The organism is Leucogemmata humicola (assembly GCF_055379415.1).
In genome coordinates this window covers 2,390,630-2,412,097 of the sequence record NZ_AP040875.1, presented here as the reverse complement: position 1 = coordinate 2,412,097, position 21,468 = coordinate 2,390,630, and the positions used below count along the sequence as shown (strand labels likewise).

17 protein-coding genes and 1 pseudogene are annotated in these 21,468 nt (G+C 61.8%); 8 read left to right on the top strand and 10 right to left on the bottom strand.

The window, feature by feature from the left end; translation table 11 throughout:
* Position 1: 1 nt before the first annotated feature.
* The 3 genes from AC6H4Z_RS10060 to AC6H4Z_RS10050 form a co-directional block, all read right to left on the bottom strand.
* On the bottom strand, positions 2-2,695 hold the full coding sequence (locus AC6H4Z_RS10060; RefSeq protein ID WP_497546614.1) for a protein kinase domain-containing protein: 2,694 nt from the start codon (positions 2,693-2,695) through the stop codon (positions 2-4).
* A 34-nt stretch (positions 2,696-2,729) separates the two neighbouring features.
* Complete coding sequence (locus AC6H4Z_RS10055; RefSeq protein WP_497546613.1) at positions 2,730-3,410, bottom strand: MIP/aquaporin family protein; 681 nt, start codon at positions 3,408-3,410, stop codon at positions 2,730-2,732.
* 118 nt (positions 3,411-3,528) lie between these two features.
* On the bottom strand, positions 3,529-6,219 hold the full coding sequence (locus AC6H4Z_RS10050) for a protein kinase domain-containing protein (RefSeq protein WP_497546612.1): 2,691 nt from the start codon (positions 6,217-6,219) through the stop codon (positions 3,529-3,531).
* Between the two features lie 380 nt (positions 6,220-6,599).
* Between AC6H4Z_RS10050 and AC6H4Z_RS10045 the strand changes: the two genes are divergently transcribed.
* On the top strand, positions 6,600-7,937 hold the full coding sequence (locus tag AC6H4Z_RS10045) for a S41 family peptidase (protein WP_497546611.1): 1,338 nt from the start codon (positions 6,600-6,602) through the stop codon (positions 7,935-7,937).
* 300 nt (positions 7,938-8,237) lie between these two features.
* Here AC6H4Z_RS10045 and AC6H4Z_RS10040 read toward each other — a convergent pair whose 3' ends face one another.
* A complete protein-coding gene (locus tag AC6H4Z_RS10040; protein WP_497546610.1) occupies positions 8,238-9,056 on the bottom strand; it encodes an alpha/beta fold hydrolase in 819 nt (272 codons plus the stop codon).
* Positions 9,057-9,532: 476 nt separating this feature from the next.
* On the opposite strand from AC6H4Z_RS10040, the pseudogene AC6H4Z_RS10035 reads away from it, so the two are divergent.
* A pseudogene (locus tag AC6H4Z_RS10035) lies at positions 9,533-9,885 on the top strand (transposase); the annotation flags it as partial.
* Positions 9,886-9,934: 49 nt separating this feature from the next.
* On the opposite strand, the gene AC6H4Z_RS10030 reads toward AC6H4Z_RS10035, so the two are convergent.
* The 3 genes from AC6H4Z_RS10030 to AC6H4Z_RS10020 form a co-directional block, all read right to left on the bottom strand.
* Complete coding sequence (locus tag AC6H4Z_RS10030) at positions 9,935-10,528, bottom strand: RNA polymerase sigma factor (RefSeq protein ID WP_497546609.1); 594 nt, start codon at positions 10,526-10,528, stop codon at positions 9,935-9,937.
* A 198-nt stretch (positions 10,529-10,726) separates the two neighbouring features.
* Positions 10,727-10,900 carry a hypothetical protein gene (locus AC6H4Z_RS10025; protein ID WP_497546608.1) on the bottom strand — a complete coding sequence of 58 codons (174 nt, stop codon included), beginning with the start codon at positions 10,898-10,900 and terminating at the stop codon, positions 10,727-10,729.
* Between the two features lie 24 nt (positions 10,901-10,924).
* Positions 10,925-11,212: a hypothetical protein gene (locus AC6H4Z_RS10020; protein ID WP_497546607.1), complete on the bottom strand. Its 288-nt coding sequence runs from the start codon at positions 11,210-11,212 to the stop codon at positions 10,925-10,927.
* A gap of 274 nt (positions 11,213-11,486) precedes the next feature.
* Here AC6H4Z_RS10020 and AC6H4Z_RS10015 point away from each other — a divergent pair, with 274 nt between their 5' ends.
* Genes AC6H4Z_RS10015 through AC6H4Z_RS09990 form a run of 6 tightly spaced genes read left to right on the top strand, consistent with a single transcriptional unit; the run spans position 11,487 to position 14,625 of the window.
* Positions 11,487-12,224 carry a hypothetical protein gene (locus AC6H4Z_RS10015; protein WP_497546606.1) on the top strand — a complete coding sequence of 246 codons (738 nt, stop codon included), beginning with the start codon at positions 11,487-11,489 and terminating at the stop codon, positions 12,222-12,224.
* Between the two features lie 23 nt (positions 12,225-12,247).
* Positions 12,248-12,502, top strand: coding sequence for a DUF2188 domain-containing protein (locus tag AC6H4Z_RS10010; protein WP_497546605.1), 255 nt, complete (start codon positions 12,248-12,250; stop codon positions 12,500-12,502).
* 2 nt (positions 12,503-12,504) lie between these two features.
* Positions 12,505-12,897 (top strand): hypothetical protein, encoded by a 393-nt coding sequence (locus AC6H4Z_RS10005; RefSeq protein ID WP_497546604.1) that lies wholly within the window; start codon positions 12,505-12,507, stop codon positions 12,895-12,897.
* Entirely contained in the window at positions 12,894-13,295 is a 402-nt protein-coding gene (locus tag AC6H4Z_RS10000) for a hypothetical protein (protein ID WP_497546603.1), read from the top strand. Before AC6H4Z_RS10005 ends, AC6H4Z_RS10000 begins: the two co-directional genes overlap by 4 nt.
* Positions 13,292-13,885 (top strand): peptidoglycan recognition protein family protein, encoded by a 594-nt coding sequence (locus AC6H4Z_RS09995; RefSeq protein WP_497546602.1) that lies wholly within the window; start codon positions 13,292-13,294, stop codon positions 13,883-13,885. The genes AC6H4Z_RS10000 and AC6H4Z_RS09995 overlap by 4 nt, the downstream gene beginning before the upstream one ends.
* Positions 13,873-14,625: a hypothetical protein gene (locus AC6H4Z_RS09990; protein WP_497546601.1), complete on the top strand. Its 753-nt coding sequence runs from the start codon at positions 13,873-13,875 to the stop codon at positions 14,623-14,625. Before AC6H4Z_RS09995 ends, AC6H4Z_RS09990 begins: the two co-directional genes overlap by 13 nt.
* Before the next feature lie 227 nt (positions 14,626-14,852).
* Here the strand turns inward: AC6H4Z_RS09990 and AC6H4Z_RS09985 are convergent, their stop codons facing one another.
* From AC6H4Z_RS09985 to AC6H4Z_RS09975, 3 genes are all read right to left on the bottom strand, one after another.
* Positions 14,853-15,053: a hypothetical protein gene (locus tag AC6H4Z_RS09985; RefSeq protein WP_497546600.1), complete on the bottom strand. Its 201-nt coding sequence runs from the start codon at positions 15,051-15,053 to the stop codon at positions 14,853-14,855.
* A 659-nt stretch (positions 15,054-15,712) separates the two neighbouring features.
* Complete coding sequence (locus tag AC6H4Z_RS09980; RefSeq protein WP_497546599.1) at positions 15,713-16,981, bottom strand: hypothetical protein; 1,269 nt, start codon at positions 16,979-16,981, stop codon at positions 15,713-15,715.
* 206 nt (positions 16,982-17,187) lie between these two features.
* Positions 17,188-21,225 carry an RHS repeat-associated core domain-containing protein gene (locus AC6H4Z_RS09975; protein WP_497546598.1) on the bottom strand — a complete coding sequence of 1,346 codons (4,038 nt, stop codon included), beginning with the start codon at positions 21,223-21,225 and terminating at the stop codon, positions 17,188-17,190.
* Positions 21,226-21,468: the final 243 nt, after the last annotated feature.

Here is a 21,468-nt window from a genome sequence, read left to right as displayed (position 1 = left end):
GTCACGGTGGTGTCGAACCGAGATCTGTGCTCGATGCCGATAGGCCGATCAACTGCTGCCAGTTGACCACCATGAACAGCTGTGCCTTCGTCTGCCCGCGCTGCACCATGAGGAACTGCTGGCCGCTCGGAAAGATGCTGAACTCGTTGCCCGGTCCACGGGCGAACGTATCGATGAAGAGAGTGTCACGCTTCGTGACCGCGAATTGTGGTTGTTCCACGATTCGTGCGGCGATCATGTGTCGCGGACCTCGGTAGTACAGCGTCTTTCCGTCCGGTGACCACTGTGGTCGCTCGCCGCCGCCGACCGACACCGCCGCTTCTCCACCCGGACCTGGCAGGGCGCGCACGACGACTTCATAGCGCCCCGAAGCATCCGACATGTAGGCAACCCAACGCCCGTTCGGCGAAATGGCGGGAGCGACCTCGGCGCCCGGCGTCGTGAGGAAAGCCCGCGTCGCGATGAGCGAATCCGTCGGCGCGATGACGAGATCGCCGCTAGCGCCCGGCGTCCGGAACACGGAGTAGCCATGCGCGGGGCCAGGGGCGAAGTCAGCCGCCGGGGTGGAGGGCGCGACCGTGGACGACGTGCCCGTTCCATCCGACGCTCGGACCATCACGGATGGATCTGGGGAGTTCGCTGCATAGTAGATGCGGGATCCGTCGCGTGACCATGTCGGCCTGAAGTCTCTGCCACCGCTGGTGAGTGGACGGAGTGCCCCGCTCGCGAGATCCATGGTCCAGATGTCAATAGTCGTTCGCGAGCGGCGGATCGCGAGGGCAACGCGTTTCCCGTCTGGCGAGACCGCGGGCGACTCGACGCTCCTGCCCTCCGTCTCGAGCGCATGTCCGACGCCATGCAAGTCGACCACCCAGAGCGCGGACATCGCAGTCAAATTCGTCCCGCCGCCCTGATAGGCGAGCCAACCGTTCTGCGAAACCGCGAAATCGGCGGTCACCGGATTCACGCCCGCCACATCTTCGAGAACGCGCACGGCCGGACCGGTGAATGCCCGCTTGCGAAGCGAGAAGGGCGCCGCCAGCACGACCGATCCTCGATTGAACAACACATATCCCGGCGCGACATAGTGCGGTTCAGCGCCTTGCATCTCGAGGTCCGTGAGCGAACCATCGGCCAGCGAGATTACGCCGAGGCGGATCGAGTCCGGCGCGGCATTGGCTGTCCGCGATCCTCGCACGAACGACACGAGCGCGTGCTTGCTTCCCGGGAGCATCTCAGGCTGCCGGAGCTGAAAGATCCGCTTCGTAGTATCGGGAGCCGCAACCGGTCGCGAATCGCCGCCATTCGCGGAGACGATCATCAACCGCCCGAAGCCGTTGGCGGGTTGGTAAATGATCCGGCCATCGTCGCCCCAACTGCTGTATGAAAACCCTGAATCCCCGGCCGGTGCGAGGGTCTGTGGTGCTCCGCCGTTGATCGGCACCCGCTTGAGACCTGTCTTCGCGGCAAACACGATTGCGTCGCCCGACGGCGAGAAACTCGGAGAGATGGCATCCTCGGTGCCGCGAATCGGTGTTGCCGTCGGATCGCTCGCGCGGCGGAGATAGAGCATGTTGCGGTAGCCTGACCCGGGGCCCCGGGCGACAATCGCGAGCGCCGAGCCATCGCGCGAAATGGCAATCCGTCCATGGCTCGTGCCAGTCGGTCCGAGAGAAACGCTGTCGGGAAGATCGACGGTGAAGCGGCCAGCGATTGGCACCGATGACTTTCGCGTGGCGTACCACGTCACGCCAACAAGCGCGACGGCGGCCACGCTCCAGGCGACGAGCTCACGGGCGCTCCATCCGCGGCGCGTGTCACGCGGCGTCACCGTTCCGATCGGCGCCGACAGTATCGCATGCGAGAAACCCGCGTTGGCGAGCGCATCGCCAAACGCTCTCGCCGAATCGAACCGATCGGCCGGCAGCTTCTCGAGCGCTCGCGCGATCGCCGCGACGACATTGGGCGGGACGTTCTTTCGGAACTCGTTCACCGGCCGCGCGGGCTCGGTGATGATGCGCATGATGACCTGCTGCGCTGGACCGCCGATGTGCGGCGGTTGTCCGGCGAGCATCTCGTACAACACGCTGGCCAACGAGTAGATGTCCGAGCGCGGCGTGATCTCTTTTTCCGCGGTCGCTTGCTCGGGCGACATGTAGTGCGGCGTGCCGAGCGAGAGGCCGGTCTCGGTCATCCGACCGCCAGCGGCCGCGCTGACAGCGAGCGCGATCCCGAAGTCCATCACCATCGCGCGGCCATCGTGCAGCAGGATGTTCTCGGGCTTGATGTCCCGGTGGATCACGCCGTGCCGATGAGCATAGTCTAACGCGTCGGCCACTTCACGCGCGATGCGGACGGCTTCTTCGACCCCGAACTGCGTCTCGCGGTTCAGCTTCTCGCGGATCGTCTCGCCCTCGATGTAGGGCATGACGTAGTAGAGCAGCCCGTCCGCCGTGCCCGAGTCGAACAGCGGGAGGATATGAGGATGCTGAAGTGCCGCCGTGGTCTTGATCTCGACCACAAACCGCTCGGCGCCCAACACGGCGGCGAGCTCCGGTTTCAAAACTTTGATCGCGACCTTGCGATCGTGCCGCTCGTCGTGCGCGAGATAGACGGTCGCCATGCCGCCCGCGCCGAGCTCGCGCTCGATGCGATAGCGGCTGGCGAGCGCCGACGACAGCTGGGTGTAGCTCAACGATCTCTCCCGGATTGGAAAGACGTCGCTGTGATCACGACTTCGCGGGGGACGGCGCCGGCGCAGCGCTGACATCCGTTGAGCTGACCCCTTCTTGTACACCGAACACGCTCGCGGCAACGACCGCCCCCGCCAGCGGACCGACTAAGTAGATCCACAGCGCGCTCCACGAGCCGCCGCCGACGGTCGCATTGATGATTGTCGGACCGATGCCAACCGCCGGGTTGAACGCGCCACCCGAGACGCCGCCGCCGGCAAACGCCGCCACGACGATCGTGAACCCGATGGCGAGTCCGTAGAACGAATTCCCCTGGGTTTTCTTCGCCACCGCGGAGTTCAGCACCACGTAGCACAGCGCGAACGTAAAGAGGAATTCGACGAGCACGGCGTGCCCGGCGGAATGGCCCGCACCCGGCGTGGGGGCGAACGTCTTCCCAAAGATCAGGTAGGCGATGTACGCGGCGACGGTCGCGCCGGCCAACTGGCTCGCGACGTACGGGAGGTACTCACTCTTCGCCAGCGCGCCACGCAACATCGCGGCGAGTGAGACGGCCGGGTTGTAGTGACCACCCGAGACGTGCCCTCCCGCATACACCATGATCATGAGCGATGCGCCAATCGCGAGCGGGGCGAACTGCGAACCCTGGAGCACGGTGAGCCCGATGGTGAGCACCAGGAAAAACGTGCCGATGAATTCCGTGACGTAATTCTTCATCGTGATCTCCTATCGAGAGTGGTCAAGGCGGTGAAGGTACGATCCAAGCCGAAGGACAGCTATCACCTCGCGCACGATCGGCTCGAGGCCGCGGGGGGAACGGTATCGCATCGGCGTCCTATTTCCCGCGCTTCCGCAGCTCGGCGCCAAGGTTCGCCACCAGGATGATGGTAGATGCGGAGTCTGCCCGCTGGACCATGAGGAAACTCTTACCGTCCGGCGCGACGTCGTAGTTCGCGTGGACGGTGTTGCGCAGGAACCGATCGTCGAATAGCGCCTCGCGGGCCGCGACCGCGAAGGTCGCACCGTTGGCCGCGACCGTCGCCGACATGATCTTCGCCGGTGCGCGGTAGTAGAGATGACGGCCATCGGGAGCCCACATTGGCTCGGTGCCACCGCCGGACGATACCGGCCACTTCGAGTCCGGGCCCGGGAATGCGCGCACGTATACTTCACGTTGCCCGGACTCATCCGACACGTACGCGAGCCACTTGCCGTCGGGTGACAGCGTCGGCTCGAGACTCCTGGCCGCGGGGCTTGCGACGAGTGGCTTGAGCGTCGTGTCGCCGAGCAGCGATCGATAGCGGATGTCCATGCTGGTGCCGTTGCCCCTGCCTCCGGTACGGACCACCAGCCACTTACCGTCCCGCGAAAGAATCGCCTCCGGCACCGGCCGATTGGGGATGCGCAACAGCGGTTCGGGCGGTGCGCTGCCATCGGCTACCTGCCACCAGATGCTGTTGATGTCCCCAAAGTCCGGCCGCGTCAGCGCGAAGAGGATGCGCTTTCCGTCCGGCGTCCACTCGGGCTTGAGGTGATTGACGCCCTCCTGCGACGCGAGGCGAATCGCCGTCGGGGGCGCGCCGGTGACGCTGATGTCGTAGACCCAGATGTCGGTGTTCGCGGGCGTCAGGCCGACGGCTACGGCGATCCGTTTCCCGTCGGGCGCGAATCGCGGATGACTGAACGGTTTCGGCGCTGGAATCAACGGCCGCGACATTCCTTGCTGGTCGACCAGCACGAGCCTCGCGGCGGCGGTCCCGGTCTCGTATACGAGCGTGCCGTCATCCGAGAGTGACGCACCCGTCGGCATCGCCGCATCGACGACGATCACCGCCTCACCTGACACGTGGCGCTTCGCAGCGTCGAACGGGATCGCGGCGATCGATCCGTCGGGACGCGAGAAGACCAGGCGGTCGTCGAGCATGCCGAGCGGGACTCCGACGAGATTGAGAATCGTCGTTGCACCAGTTCTGGAGGACGTGACCCCGATGCGCTGTTCTCCGGACGTCAACAGCGCCGTAAACAGGACGACATCGCCCTCGCCGACCGCGCGCGGGTTCAGGTATCGGATAATGCGGCTCGCGGAATCAGGCCGGACGAGGTCGCGCACGGAACCGCCCGCGGCCGAGACGAGTGAAAGTCCGCGCCCCGCGTCCGTGACCGCAGCACCGACGACGATCGTATCGTTCCATCCCCAGCTCATGAATCCGGGCGCGGTGGTCGCGAGCGTCGTAGGCGATCCCCCGGAGATCCGCACCTTCCTGAGCATGCCGTCCCGGAAGAAGGCAAGCCAGCGGCCGTCGGGTGACAACGTGGCAAACGTCGCGTTCTCGGTGCCGGCGATCAGCGTCGGCACCGTCTCGTCGATGCGGCGGCTCGCGTACTGCGGAATGCCTACCGGTCCGACCGTCTCGTACAGCAGCGTCGTCCCGTCCGCGGAGATGGAAAGGTGTCTGCCGGACGACAGTAGTCGGGGCTGCATGCTCGGGAACGTCAGCTCGAACTTCATCGCGTGGCCGGAGGGCTCGACGACCGGACGGGAGCGGTACGCCCAACCCGCAATGCCGGCCAGGGCCATCACCATTACCCACGCGGCAACTTCGCGCCGGCGGACGCGCGCGAAGCTCGGTGCTCCCGCGGCCGAACTCCTGGCAGCGGTGAACGCTGGGTTCCCGAGCGCATCGCTGAACTCACGCGCACTCGCGAATCGGTCAGCGGGAAGCTTCTCGAGCGCTTTGTCGACGGCGGCAGAGACCTGGTCCGGCACCGACTTTCGTAAACTCGTAAGGGGCTTGGCGGATTCGGTGATGATCTTCATGATCACCTGTTGCGCCGAGGCCCCGGTGTGCGGCGGACTCCCCGCCAGCATTTCATAGAGAACGCTCGCGAGCGAATAGATATCCGATCGCGGCGTGATGTCCTTCTCGGCCGTCGCTTGCTCGGGCGACATGTAGTGCGGCGTGCCGAGGCTCAACCCGGTCTCGGTCATCCGTCCGCCCGCGGCGGCACTCACGGCGAGCGCGATGCCGAAGTCCATCACCATCGCGCGGCCGTCGTGCAGCAGGATGTTCTCGGGCTTGATGTCGCGGTGGATCACGCCGTGCCGATGAGCATAGTCTAATGCGTCGGCCACCCCACGCGCGATACGAATCGCCTCCTCGACCCCGAACTGCGTCTCGCGGTTCAGCTTCTCGCGGATCGTCTCGCCCTCGATGTAGGGCATGACGTAGTAGAGCAGCCCGTCCGCTGTGCCCGAGTCGAACAGCGGGAGGATATGAGGATGCTGAAGCGCCGCGGTCGTCTTGATCTCGACCACGAACCGCTCGGCGCCGAGAACGGCGGCAAGTTCTGGTTTGAGAACTTTGATCGCGACTTTGCGATCGTGCTTGAGGTCGTGCGCGAGGTAGACGGTCGCCATGCCCCCGCGTCCAAGCTCTCGCTCAACGCGGTAACGGTCGCCGAGTGCCGACGTGATTTGGGTGTAGCCGGGTGAAAGGCCGGAGGTCGGCTGCTCGGGAAGGTGCATGCGCCGGTTCGAAGCAAGGGCGAGGAGAACCGCCCGCAAAACTGCGCCGAAAAGCCCTGTTGCGCCACTTCTCAGGCTGAGGATCGCGAGTGCGCGACCGGCAACGGATTGCAGCCCATTTGGTTAGAGCGTACAGTCGAGGCTTGACCAACCGCACAGTTCCGTTGCGCAATCGACCATGAGATTCGTTGTTCCCAGGCCTCGGTGGGTGGCCCTCCCGGGTTTATGTCACGTGACGCTCGGTCGCTATCGTCCCGGTCGACCAACGGGCGCTAGTCGCGGATGAGTCGGTTAACGACTCGCATTTCTGTTGCGAACCCACGAGCGTTACTACATGATCTTCGTTTGGCTCCCGCGTCCCACAACAGATCGAGGGTCACATGAAACGGTTCGCTCCTGTCGCGGCCACCCTGGCGATCGTCATCCCACTCGCCATCACACACGCGCAGGTCGTCGCGCAACAGAAAACGCCGGTTGCCATCCCGGACAGCCCGGCCGGCAAGATGCTCTCGGCCTGGCTCGAAGCCTTCAACAGCGTCGACTCGACGAAGATCGCTGCGTACATCCGCACGAACGAGCCGCACAAGAACGTAGATAACCAGGTGTCGTTCGGTCTCACTGCGCGCGGGTTCGATCTCGTCAGCATCGAGAAGAATCAGCCGCGGCACATCGAGTATGTGCTGAAAGAGCGTAACCACGGCACGCTCGGGTTCGGTCAGCTCGACATCAACGACAATGGCAGCGCGGCGAGCGTACTCGCGGCGCTTCCGCCCGGCGCCCGCGTTGCCGACTTCAAGATCGACGCGGCGGCGCGCGCAAGCGCGATCGAAGGCGCGATCACGAAGCTCGACGAGTCATACGTCTTTCCCGAAGTCGCGAAGAAGATGGCCGAAGCGGTCCGGGGCCGCCTCAAACGTGGCGAATACGAGGACGTGACGAACGGCGTCGCTTTCGCCGCGAAGCTCACCGAGCACTTTCAGGACGTCAGCCGCGACAAACACCTGCGCGTCAACTTCTTTCCGGGCACGCTCCCGCCCGAGCCGGCGGCATCCGCCGCGCCGTCGCCGGACGCCGTCGCGCGATATCAGCGGCAGATGGAGTCGATCAATTGCGGGTTCGTGAAGGCCGAGCAACTCGCGAGCAACGTCGGGTATCTCAAGTTCAACATGTTCGCCGATCCGGAGGTCTGCGGAGCGACCGCAAGCGCCGCGATGAACTTCCTCGCCAACGTCGATGCACTCGTCATCGACCTTCGCGACAACGGTGGCGGCGACCCGGCGATGGTCGCATACATCACCTCGTATCTCTTCTCGAAGCGGACCCACCTCAACGACCTGTGGACGCGCCGCACTAACGAGACGAGAGAGTACTGGACGAACACCGACGTCAGCGGGAAGCGCATTCCCGACGACAAGCCCGTGTACGTGTTGACGTCGATACGCACGTTCTCCGGCGGTGAAGAGTTCACGAACAATCTCAAGGCGCTCAAGCGCGCGACGATCGTCGGCGAAACGACGGGCGGCGGCGCGCATCCGGTCGCTGGCCAGCGCATCAATGAGCATTTCATGATTGGCGTTCCCTTCGCCCGCGCGATCAACCCGATCACGAAGACGAACTGGGAAGGCACCGGTGTCGAGCCCGACGTGAAGGTTCCGGCTCCAGACGCGCTCACCACCGCACTAAAGCTGATCGTCGAGAAGCGGAATCTTAAACCGTAGGATTGGGACGCGCGGCGCCTCGTTGTGCCAAAGCGCTGGCGATGCCTCAAGACGGCGATTTGCAAACCTGCTTCGATCCGCCCGAGCATCTCGATCGTGCCAGGAACGATCGACGAGTGGTCAGCAGTCTCTCAACGTCGGAGCGATTGTGCCGCGCGCTTTCAATGAGGCGCTGTCAGCGGGATTCGCGCGTTAGGGAGCGATGAATGTTGACGACCCTGAGCGGCCACGTAGGTCGAGTGGCGTACCCTTGCAGCGCGCCAGTCAAATTGCCTACTTCTGTTGGGGGCTGGCGTCCCGTCAGGATTTGATGAACTCGAGGAGGTCAGGGTTAAGGACGTCCGCGTGGGTGGTCAGCATGCCGTGCGGGAAGCCAGAGTATGTCTTCAACACCCCGTTCGCGAGCAGCTCGACCGCGCGGGGCACCGAACTGGCGAACGGGACGATCTGATCGTCTTCGCCATGCATGACCAGCACCGGCACGGTGATCTTCTTCAGATCTTCCGTGTAGTCCTCCAGCCAGGAGAATACGGTCTCGTAGTGGGCCTGGGCGCTGCCGGCCATGGCTTGACGCCACCAGTTCGCGATCACGGCCTCAGACGGCTTGGCGCCCGGACGGTTGAACCCATAGAACGGACCCTCCGGGACTGCCCGGTAAAACTCCGACCGGTTGCCACGCACGCCCGACTTAACCGCGTCGAACCACTCCGGCGGCTGACCTGCAGGGTTCGCGTCGGATTTCACCATGTTAGGCGTCAACGAGGCCACCAGCACTGCCTTGGCGACCCGCTCTTGGTGGCGAGCGACGTAGCGGGCCACCTCACCGCCGCCGGTGGAGTGCCCGATGTGGATCGCGTCGCGGACGCCCAGGTGTTCGGTCAGTGCAGCAAGGTCGGCGACCCAGTGGTCCATGTTGTTGCCGGTGCCGACTTGCTCGGACCGACTGTGCCCACGCCGGTCATGGGCGATCACTCGGTAGCCGTGGTCAAGGAAAAACATCATCTGGGCGTCCCAGTCGTCGGCCGACAGGGGCCAGCCGTGACTGAAAACGATCGGCTGACCGGCCCCCCAGTCCTTGTAGAAGATCTCTACGCCGTCCGGAGTGGTGATCGTAGGCATCGCTGGTACCTCCTACAAGTGATTGATTGAAGTGCCGGTACTCCGCGAGGCATCGCGAATGCTGCTAGCGGCTTCTTTCGAAGTCTCTGAAAACGTGCGAGCGGGGCGCACTCCGACAACGCTGCGATGGATCTCCAAATGTCCGTCGGCGCGACGCCCCTGCTCCCGGCGCTTTAACGCATCGAGCACAAGAATCGGCCTATGACAGACCAAGAGCTGCAAGGCTGATCGAGCTGGACCACACAAGTTCCGAAGAGGTCGTGATTCCACAAGAACACGCAGCTATGGTGATCAACGACGACACAAAAGTGCGGTAGCCATAGGCCGTCCTTTCATTTGCCCAAAACTTGTGTCTGCGAAGGCTAGTCCTCTTGCCCTACACTTCGCCGTCTGATGCACGCGATACCGCATATACCGGCGCGTTTGCTTGGCGAGCACGAGGAAGCGCTGTGGCGTTGAAAGCAAACGCGCGTTTTGAACCCACGTGGTTGACGGGACGTCTGGCGCCAGATTTCAAGATGATCGCTGACTTCCGCCGCGACGGCGGTGCTGCCATATGCAACGTTCGCCGACGTTTCGTCGAGTTGTGTAGCGAACTGACGCTCGTCGAGCGACATGGTCGCAAACGGCGGAAGCAAGTTCAAAGCCGTGAACAGCCGCGAGAAAAACTAGACGGCGGGCAAGATTGCCAAGCGTAAGCAGCAGATCAACAAAGCATCCAGCGGTATCTCGATTGCGATCGCGACCGCTGATCAGTCCGACGGGTTTCGACTCGCAGACTGTGCGGCTGCACGAGATCGTTCGCCTATGCGATCAGATGCGTGAGCTCGTGAAGGCCGGCATAGCACCGCGATGCGGGTCGTCGCTTTCTGTAGGAATCACCGCGTGGCCTTTCGCGGCTCCTGCCTTCCCTTCCTCTTTGTTCCCATCGGCGCCTCAATTCCCCGTTCCGACAATTGATGTCGGAACCGCCGCTGTGCCTTGACCACGAAAGAGCTCACCGCGCTGCGCGTGACACCGAGTCGCTGCGCAACATCGTCATAGGTGACGTGCTCTTCGCGCACCATGACGTAGGCGCGACGACACGCGCGCGGCAGACTCGCCAACGCTTGATCGTGAAACTCAGCTAGGTCGCGCTCTTCACTTGCCAACTCCGGCGACATCCACGCATGCGTGCTCTCGTTGATCTCACGCGCATGCTCGGCGTTCCGTTCCGAGCGGCGCTGACTTCGACGCAACCAGTCCACAGCTCGCCGTCGCACCACGCTGCGTACGAATGCCCCGAGTGCGTCGCGGTCGACGCGCCACGCACCAGCGCGCATCTTGAGGAGACACTCGAGGACCACGTCTTGTGCGATGTCGTCCGCGACGTCGCGCGTGACGATGTCGCCGGCGTAGCGGCGAGCAAGGATCGAGATCTCGATGAGAAGCGTGTCGTTGGCCGAGGTCGCGTGCGGGGTGGGTGTGTCCATGTACGGCTCCGAGGATGCGGGCGGGTGGGTGCCGCACTCGCGTGCGGCCGCACTAACCAATTCGCCGAGGTTCTCACAATGCTCACGTGGAAAATTTCTTTACCGCTGGTTGCAACTCGGTAACTCTCATTCGCGGAGATTAATAACCGGGCCGTGTCATGTCTGCGTCATTCGGCGCATGACGAGCAGACCGCACTTTCACTGCGTTCGCAGTTGACGGGTGTGCATTCCGTGCTCGGTGGCGAATAGGAAATACGCGATGCGGATCGCGTTTCGTGTGGAGCTGACGCAAACGATCGCAGAGACGAGGTGACTGAGCGACGAATGGGCGACGCTCGGCGTATACGCGAGTCGCCCATCGCGCGACATCATCGGTCGCCTCGTTCAGGCGACCGGCTAGTTCGCAGTAGGAATCCGCGCCGCGGACATCACGTGCTTGGCCTGGTCGCGCAGCTCGTCCGCCGCCACGTCTAGATCCTTGGCGCAGTTCACGATGGCATTCGCTCGGCGAAGCCGTTGAGCGGTCGCGTCGCGACGACGATCGCCTTGGTCATTCATGTAGGAGAACCACTCGGCGCGCCAACAGTCCCGATCTGAGAGGTGACGTGTTCGCGCGTGCACTTGGCTGAGCGATGCGTGCGCCAGCGGCGCCGCATCGTGGAGTTCGCGGCGCCTGCGGTGCACTCGAGCAGAATGAATTGGCGCGCTAACTGAGTTGTCGCGCAGAGACGTCGCGCATCGGTGATCGGGACGCTGGCGCGAACGGGCACATCACCATACCGCGCAGCGAAAGAACTGTTCTCGACCCTTCGGTCGACCGCCGCACAATTCGACGACACCGACCGCAAAACAGGAGGCACTGCCCACAAAACGAAAGCCATTGCCACCAAATGGCGCCGAGGCGCGCACGCCAACCGTCGCACCACCGCGCGCCACACACTTGACGACGGAGGTTTTGATGCAAACAGCGCAGGGCAACATGCTACAATCACTGCGCGCAGTACACGCGTTCCTCGATGAGAACGCGGCCAAGCTCACGGGTGTAGTCAACACGGGAGCCCGGCAACGGCTGGATGACGCGATCGCACAATTGTCGACCCACGCGTCGGATCAAACGGGCCACAATCTCGCGGCACAGAGCGCGACACAAAAGAAGGCGTCGCTTCGCGCTTCGCTCCTCCGCGATCACATGGCTCCGATCGCTCGCATCGCGGCGGCGGAACTCCCGGCTTCGCCGGAGGTCGAACCACTCAAGATGCCGAGAGGTAAGCCGGCAGCGGAGACGTTGGCTGCGCTCGCATATGGTATGGCGCAGGCGGCGACTCCCTTCTCCGCTGAGTTCATCGCCGCTGGCCTACCGCAGGACTTCGTTGCGCAGCTCAACGGCGCGGCGGACGGAATGCTCTTGGCGATCAACGACCGAACGCAGAGCCGCGGTAAGCGTGGAGGCGCCACGACGGGGCTCAAGGAGAAGCTGCGCAAGGGCCGGAAGATCGTCCGCGTGCTCGACGCGTTCGTGAAGAGTGCGCTGAAGGACGATCCGTCGTTGCTCGCCAACTGGAGCATGGTGATGCGCGTGCAGCGCGTACCTGTTCGTGCAACTCCAACGACTCCCACGACGACTCCCACTCCAACAACGACTCCGAGTCCCACGCCGGCACCGACACCGGCGCCCGCGCTACCTGCGGCCAGTTGATCGTTTCTTCCATTGGAGGCCGCATGCCTCAGCAGCAGCGAGTGCGATCGTGCAAGCTTGGACCGAACGTCTGGGTCGTTCGACACGCCCGGCAGTTCTCGGTGCGTGAGGAGGGCTCGCCGACCCTTCTGCTTCCGCCCGTGCCCCAACGGACGGCGGTGAAGATCGCGCGCCTGATCGCACGCGCGAATCGGAGCGAGTTGATCGTGCAGGACCGGCTCGGCCGCATTCGACTCCGTGATAGCCACGGCGTCGATCCATTTCCGCCGCGGAGGTAGCAATGCGCGGTGCCCTGCTCGTGTACGTCGGCTGGCTTGGAGCGCTCCAAGCAATCGGAGCCCCTGTCACGCCGACGGTCGATACCGGAGTTCGACTCCTGGCCAGTGCCAGCGTCTTTGGAACGCTCACAGTCCTCATCTACCGGCTCGGAGTCTGGCGACAGGAGATGCAGAACACGCGGGACAATGTTGCTGCCGAGGTGAAGGCCCATCGCGAGGAGTCGACGGCGAACTTCGATCGGATGGAACGCCGCCTCGAGGCAATCGACCACGTCGTATCCATTTCGTCGGAGCATCGAGCTCGGATGGCGCGCTGGCAGTCACGCACCGATCGCCGACTCGACCGGTTGGAGGCAAACGTCGACGCCACAAACGACGCGGAGCGTGGCCAATGAGCGTTTCCTCACGCCATCGCTCCGCAACGCGCATTGCCAAGAACATCGCGCTCGCTGCTGTGACGCCGTTGCTCGAGAAGAATGTCCTCAAGACACTGTCACTGGACATTCCAGTGGTCTTCTCGATGAGCCGTGTCATCGTGCTCGCATTCGCGATCGCGTTGTTCCGCCAGATCTGGCACGCCGGGGTCGCGGGTTGGCCCGACGCCACACTCTCAATGGCGATCGTCCTCGCGCTCCCGATCCTCGGCGCGTTCGAACGCCTCAGTCCGACGGAGGCGCTGGATCTCGCGAAGTCTATCGTCTCTCGGTTGGGCGCGGGTGACGTACGTCCAGCAGGAAGTGTGTTCTCGCAGGAGCCGTCGAAGTTCGATGATCATCGAGACGACAAGGCGTGAACGCCAACACGCTTCGTATTCCCGAGCTCGTCGTCGACGATCGACAGCATTCGCGTGTCCTTCAGGCACCGCTCGCAGCGCCGCGCCGCGGCATCATGCTGCACTACGACGATTCGTCGAGCGACGATTGGGCCGTCGAGTGGTTCCACGATCCACGCTGCACGAACGGCTACACCTGGTTGGTGCTCGATGACGGACGCGTCATCGAGCTCGCTGACCCGGCGATGCGTACGCCCCACGCTGGCCCGTGTCTGACCCCGAACGCCAACTCCGCCTTCTATGGAATAGCCGCGGCGACGAACTCACTCGTTCCGGCGACAGAATGTCAGCTCACAGCCATGATCGCCATCGCGACAGCCGTCGTGCGTTTCCATGGATGGACTGCGGATTCGGTAGCGGCGCGGATCGTTGGGCACGACGCGCAGGCCGTCTGGACACGCGCATACACATCACGGCGTGAGCTGTGGGGCACGGTCGGTCGCAAGGTCGACCCGACCGGGCGCCGCCCGGATGGGAAGCCGATTGTCGACATCGCCCTGATCACGCGACACATCCAACACTCACTTGGAGGACCGGAATGGTCCGAATGACAGCCCTGAGGATAATCGTCGTGCTCGCGGCCGCGCTGGCATGCACACTCGCGGTGGAGCAGCACCGCATTCACGCCGAACGGTCACGCGTCTCGGCGATGGCGCTCAGGGAAGCCAACACCGCCGCGGAACGCGATAGCACGCGCGCCGTTGCAGTGACTGATCGCAGGACCGCAGCACTACTCGGCGACTCGCTACATCTCGTGGAACGGCGAGCCATGCAACCGGAGCAGAGCCGCGACGCGATCGACAACGCACTCGGTCGCGAGCGGCGCGCACGCTACACGCTTTCGACGGCGATCGACTCGTTGATTCAATCGACCGTTGCTCTCGAACACTACGACTCGACGAGCGATGAGCGGCGCGCTCAATTTGCGCTGCGTCAGGCACCGTACACGATCGCGGCGGATGTCGGCTTGTCGATGCGGACCGACACAGCGCGAATCAACCTGCGCGTTGCGCTCGATCCGATCCACCTCGATGCGCGGATGAGTTGCTCGCCGCCGAACGAGGACGGCATTCGCACCGCGGCGCTTGCCGCCACAGCCCCGTTGTGGGCAACCGTGCGATTCGATCGACTCGAGCAATCGCCGGATCTATGCGCGTCGCCAGCGCTACTCCGCGCGAAGGCAGGGCGACGTCTGCAATTCAAACCGCTCGTCATCGGCGCCGGCCGGATCGTTCGATGGAACGGGTCCGGCTACTGGGGCTGGTTCGTCGGAACGGGAATCACACTCTGAGCGGCACGCATCATCGCCGTCGTATCTCCGCGCGCGTCGGTACACGCCGCGGTGCCCTTCACTTCTACTTAGGATCTCATGATTGAATTTGCTATTTGCATTCTGGCCGGCAGCGTGAGCTGGAATCTGGTCATCAGCTGGACGTAGCTGGTCTGACGTGATGCACTTCGAGCCCGGCAACGTTCGCGTTGCCGGGCTCGATTCACATCTTCGCCGCGATCCCTCCGCTACTTCTCGGCCGAAAGCCTCGGGTCGATCTCGGGGGCGTAACGCAAGATTGGCTCTGCGTCGGCCTGCGCAATCACGCTGTATCGCAACGGTGGGAAGTCACCGTATCGCGGGCGGATCATCACGAACGCTTGGCCGTCCTTGACGTGAGCGAAATAGCCGCAGTACGGGCCGTCGACGCACTCCACGTAACTCGTCATCGTTGAAGAGTGGGATGGCGAAAGCCCAACTCTACGATCGTGGCGTCATGGCCGCGTCATCCTCACTCGAGGAACTCGCGCGCAGTGATCATTAAAACACTAATGATGTGGTCGTCACAAATAACGCTTCTCCGCGGCCGCTGTCTCTCACGCCGCACACCAGAGTATTGTTGCAGTCCGAGTTCCAACCTCGACCGCCACCACTTAGTCGAGAGCAGTACTATCGCAGGCGTGATCCTTGGGTTTGTATTACACCAGGATGGTTGGTTCAGAAATACGCCTCAATGCCGCCGAAGTCCGCGAGACGAAAGTCGATGAGGTCCACCATCTTGGGCGAGGGGGGTGCGTGGGCCCGTTGAACCTTTACTCGCGCGTCGTCCCCAACCTGTGCCGAAGGAACCGAAGCGTCGCAACCGCGGGCGCAAGGTCGGCGACTATCGCGTGGCGATCCAGTGCGATGAGTTGCGAGGCGCTTGTTTCGCACGGCCTATGTTCAGGGCGCGTACGCCGACCGGTACCGCATAAATCCGGATGAGTTCTGGGCGCACGCCGCCATCAGGAACCACGTCCCCAGAATACGGTGGAAGTACGCTCGACCAATGTCCGCTGATCTGGCAGGGCCAAACGTATGCAATCGTCACGTCGGCCTTCTCGCGAGGTTAGCGGGTGGGGCCGTTTGATAGACTAGTGTCTGACGATAACTCTTCGGACAAGACGACGCCATGTCGACGGCACCACCCCAAAAACTCCCACTCTGGAACAACCTTCTTCCAGAGTCTTTGCGTGAGCGCGCGAAATTCTTCCTGAAGCGCCGGATCGAAGCGCAATCGTACGAAGAGCGCGATCATCAGCGAAGCACGTATCGGATCGCCTGCACTGGTCCGGCGAGTATCACCTGACTGAAACGAGAACATTTCGTTCGCGTCAAGAGGGCCCTGCGAGTCCGCTTGCAAACATCGCAGAGCCGTTGAACCGCAGATGGCGCGAGTTATCGAAAGACTTCGTGGACCGCTGACCGTGACGCCTTCACCCCACCACCCGAAGGCAACCGAATTGTAGAGGTGGAGCAACAATAACCACCCAGTTCCTTCCCTAAACGAATCGGGGCTATCGAATCGGACAACGTTGCCGGTCGGAAGCATTTCTGTGTATTGCTCGGGGCTTACGACGAGAAACCGTGATGTTGTCTTTTCACCGTATATCCGTTCACCCATCGCATGCGCCCGCATCACCGTGCGAACGAACGATAGGCGTTCTTCTTCGGTCGACTCAGCGAGCACACTCGCGGTGCAGGCGATTTGATGACGGACTCTATCCGCGATGGCAGGCGGAACGGTCATCGGGAACACTGGAGAGCTCGGCGAAACGAACACAGCGCTTTGGATCTCCGCCGGACTATCCGACAGCAGGTCTACTCCCGAAGCCGTCCAACTCGCGAGACCCGCCCGCGCGGATGCCTCGGCCGTCAACGTAAGGCGTCGGATCGGCCGAATGCTCGCCGGCGCCGTCTCTGCCGTGACAACGACAGGAAGGTGTCCGGGAATGGTGAGCGCTTCGAATTTCAACGGGTGACCGCCCGTCGCCCAAATAAGGTGCAGCCGAACTCTGATGGCACTCCACTCAATACCGACGTCGGGTTCGACCACGACTAACGGGGCGTTCGCCAGCTCGGCATTGGCGTCGACCTCAGGCCGCGATAGTCTCGCGTTATCCGCTACCATCTGACTGAGGCGGAGGAGAGAATTGAACACGAATGCAATCGGTCGCCCATCCACGGGACCGAATTGAGTAAATGAATACGTTACATCGAATTCAAACATGCCAGAATTGACGGAGCTGACGATTGAAATTGCGGTGACAACTGCGCTAGAACTGAGAGTTCGGCGCGCTGCATCCATCTCCTCTGGCGTCGGGTTTAATTCGTCCATCGAATTGAGGTGTTTAAGTGTAGCGAACCGAATCCCAGCGATTGACGGCGCGTTCCCGACGCACCGGCCCAATCGACGTAAATGGCCGGTACGCCGGGTTCGATGAATGTGCACTACTCGATCTCAAACTTCATCCGAACTAACTGTCTTCCGGATTTCACGACGCCCTGCATCGAGTGTTAGAGTGCCATACCGTGCAAATTAGTTCAGTGGGCCGGCGGCGGTTTGGGGACCGACGGATTGCCGAACAGGCTGCAAGTAGCCGGGTTCGGAAGGTCCTTGAGCTGCGGGCTCCCAGGTGGCAGACTCTTGGCCACCGCACAAGGATTGATCAAGAGAGTGAGGGTCAAGTTGAACCCCGAGCCGCCGTTAGTGAAGAAATCCATCTGCTCGTAGTCCTTGATTATTTGCTGAACTTGATTCTTTCTTTTTTCAACCTCTGCGAGAGCTGCTTTACAGTCGTTAAGTTGGTTGACGAAATCTGACCCAGGCGTGACTTGCGCGCTCGTAATCCAAAGCCCGAAGGCCATCACACATGCAGCCCAACCGGCTGAAACCTTGGGATCACCCGGTCCGCCCCCGGTAACGTCCTCCATAACCGAATCATAATAGCTATCGCCGCACGAGCGGGCCAGAATCGTGCACGCCCCCCGGTCGGCTTGTAGCAGCCCATACGGGTCATGATAGTTGATCGGATCCGCTCCGGCATATCCATACGCGTTGAGGCCACCCGCGATCCCGATAGGGTCAGTCTCCGCAAACCGTCCCGTGGAAGGGTCGTAGTATCGATTCATCCGATACATGAGGCCCGACTCGTCGCGAGTTCCCGTAATGACGCTTCCTCCCCATCCAGTCGGGCTATTCACAATGGCGCCATCCAGATACGCCCCAAAATTCTTGCCGATCCAATCGATTGTGGAGCAGCAGGCGACGCCGAGCGTATCCGTTCCAGCATCGTAGAGACCCCGCCAGTTAGTGTGCGGCACGATAACCAGGCCGTCGCGATCGAGAGAGAGCGGGCCGACAGCTCCGACGGTTTGTGTATAACCGATTCGGCCGTAATAGGGACCGGACGCGGTATCGACTTCGAGCGCGCTTGAGGAAATGCTATTTGCTCCCGGGACGCGTATCTCATAGAGGAGCTGATCCCCATCGTACACAAATCGTTGGATCGCCGACTTGCACAAGCTCGCCGAACAACTCGAATCTGACCGCGACCGGAGTAAGATGCGTCGACCGAATGCATCATAGCGATACTCCTCCAGCACCGACCGCGTATCTGCCGCAGTGTCAGCACCCTGCCGTTGGAAACCGTACATAGTTCCGTTTCCGGCGTACCAGCTCCACGTATAGAAAAAGGTGTTCAGGCCGGACGCGAAATGGCGATACGTCGCATTTTGGTCTTGGCGACCGCGCGCGTCGTAGTGATACGTCACCTGATCTGTTGTCGGTCCAGAACCACCGCCAGTGGCGCTTAACAAACGCGCAGTCCCATCCTCGAACGTGTTCGCACGTGTTCCTGAATTCCGCTGATAGTCGGTGGCGTTCCCGATCGGATCGAGAGTCCACTTCTCGACTACGGTCTTCGCTGGCGATACTTGGTCGTACTCGGTCGCGATGAGTTGGCCGTTCAGATTGTACGCATTCCGCGTCACCTGTTGAAACGCTGCGAGCCCGGTCGTCGTATCTCGCAGAACGCGTCCTGCGGCATCGAACGACGTAAAGTCGTGATGCACGGTATCGACCGTTCCGAGGCCACGCCGATCAAGCCGCTGAATCAGTCGACCGTCGAGATCATACGTCAGCGTCTGCTGAACTCCGCCCGGGGCAGAACTCGTTGCCAACCGACCCTCGTCATCGTATCCGAAGGCAAACGAATGCCCTCGAACATCGGCGACTGCGGTCAGGTGCGTGGTGAGTGTATCGTAAGTATAGGTCTGCGAACAGCTCGAACCGCAGCCAAACGCGAGGGACGCCGGATGGTACATCTTCTTTCGTCTACCGCTAAGATCATATTCATACTGTAGTGCATAAGCATGCACGCCGAAATCAGTATTCGCGTTCGATGTGCGCGCATAGGTACGAATACGAAGCGTGTCCGTCTTGATCTGTCCATTCGGGTAGTACGATCGCTTGACTCGACCATCGATATTGTCGGCTGTCAGAATATTGCCGCGGGCATCGTAGGTGAACGACGCTGTATCCGTCGGCACAACAAACTGGCTGCCGCCATACATCGGAAAATGAAGATCGCTGGCTGAACAGCTTCCACCAAATACGCTGGCGATCATCGGGTGACACGTTGCACCAGACTGGGTTCCGGTCGTAACCTGTCTTGTCACACGACCTACCGCGTCGTACTCCCGCGAAACGCCATCGGTCCCGACGATATTTCCAAGAATATCTCTTGTGAAGAAATGGTCGCCGCCAGGTCCGGTCTCTCGACTTACTCGCCCTTCGGCATCGTACGCCCAGCTGTACGAATTCGTCACGTCACCGGAGGCGCCAGCGTAGCGTTGAAGGCGCTGTGTCGCACGCCCCTCGCGATCGTAGATCGTCGTATCGTACATGACCCCACCATACACGGTGCCCGACGTCGCAGGAAACGAGTATGATATGGACCCCTGGTCGGAACGCCTTAACACGACGCGATCCAAGATATCATACACTACCGTATCTCGACGCCGCAGCGTGTTTGCCGAGTCGAATGGCGATGACGTTAGGAAAACGCGGCCGATCGAATCCGTGGAATATTCGGAGTAAAAACCAATTGGCGAGGTTACGCGCAAGACATTGCCGAGAAGTGAGTCGTATTCGACGTGTTCCCGCTGCGATGTTGTGTGATTTGGCAACTGAACGTACGTGACCCGATTGTCGCCATCATACGTATAGTTGACCCGCGTTGCTGAGTTCGAAGCGACTTGCTGCCACACGCGATTCCCAGACGTGTCGTAGCTGAACTGCGTCGACCCTCCGGTGGGATCCCTGCGGCTTGTGAGTTGAGGCCTCCAAGAATGCCAGCTGTATTTTGTCACCGCATTGGCTCCGCCATACGGGCTGACCGCAACGCTTGAATCAACGAGACCACGACTATTGTAGGCTTGTTGCTCGGTGAACCCTCCCGGATGAACCACCGATGTCACGAGAGCGGGGAAACGCGTATCGCCGTATGAAATTGACGTCTCGTTGCCCAACGCATCTCTGACAAGCGTCGGCGCGCCGAAGCGATTGATTGCAAAGCGTGTGGTATCGCTTACGTCGGTGCGAGGCCCGTCGACAATCGTCCGGACGGTCGAGGATAATTGCACTCCACCGCCGCAGCCGCCGAGCGAAACCATTTCTGTCGGGCAAAACGACGTTGAGTCAGTCGCCGTATCGGCTAACGAGAGGGCGACAACATCACTTACAGACCGCAACAGGCCATCGGCTTGCATGGTAAAGAACTCGCTGTTGCCGACCCGGTCGATGACCCTTACCTGAGAGCCGGTCCAAAAAGTGCCCGGCAAGATGTACGAGATAGTATCGCCTCTCGGGTTTACCACCCTTGCGCTGGCGCTGACTGATCCGTCAAGGAAACTAATTCCGCGCAAAACGTGCGTTATTCGTGCTGTCCCGTTGACCGTAGGCGCCCGAACGCGCAGGTGTCGAGTGTAGTAGACACCACCAGGTATCGCATACCCGGTGTCTGTCGTGAACTCGAACTTGTAGGCGCGCTTGGCCGTCGAACCGGATGGTACTGGAAGAACGAGGCTATCGGGAAAGGCACCCGCGGAGTATGTAAAGCGAGTGCGATAGCCGCGTCGATTGACTGTGGCGGTATGTCGACCAGCGTTGTCAAATTCGGTGAACGCCGCATCACCGAGGTGATGCTGCCAGGTCGTGGTCGTATCGCCCCACATCGATATGCTAGTTACTCGCATCAAGGTATCGGGGCGGTCAACCGCTGGCGTCGCGATCCAGACGTCGGAGGTGCCCACTTGCTTGAAGAGGCGAGTGCTACCGTCTCCGCCAATCCATAGCGTCTTAGTACTCCCGACACCAGCGAGGCGCTCTAACCCGGCAAGCCACCATCCCGGCCCATTGGTGTTCCCGTACGCATCGCGCCGATCAACGACGACGAACGTGCCGGTGTCAGTCGCAACGGCAAGCTGCGAATACCCAGACCAGGCTATCGCCTTAATTGTGTACGGAAACGCACCGGTTGCCGGAAACGCCAGTGCACTATCTCTCAATAACTCAAGCACGACTCTACGAGTCGCGCCGTCTGCAGGCACCGAGACGCTTCGAAAAATCGTGTCCGCTGTGCCCCAGTAGGCCTTCAGCTGAACTGAATCGATACTCGACGACGACTGCAAACTCACGTCGGCGGCGAGTCGAATCGCTGACGCGATTTGATCGCTATTGTACACCAGCGTAGGTGACCACGTACGGCCGAGCGTAGTCGTCGATGGAAGTTGGTAGGTCAAACGAAGGTAGCCACACTGATA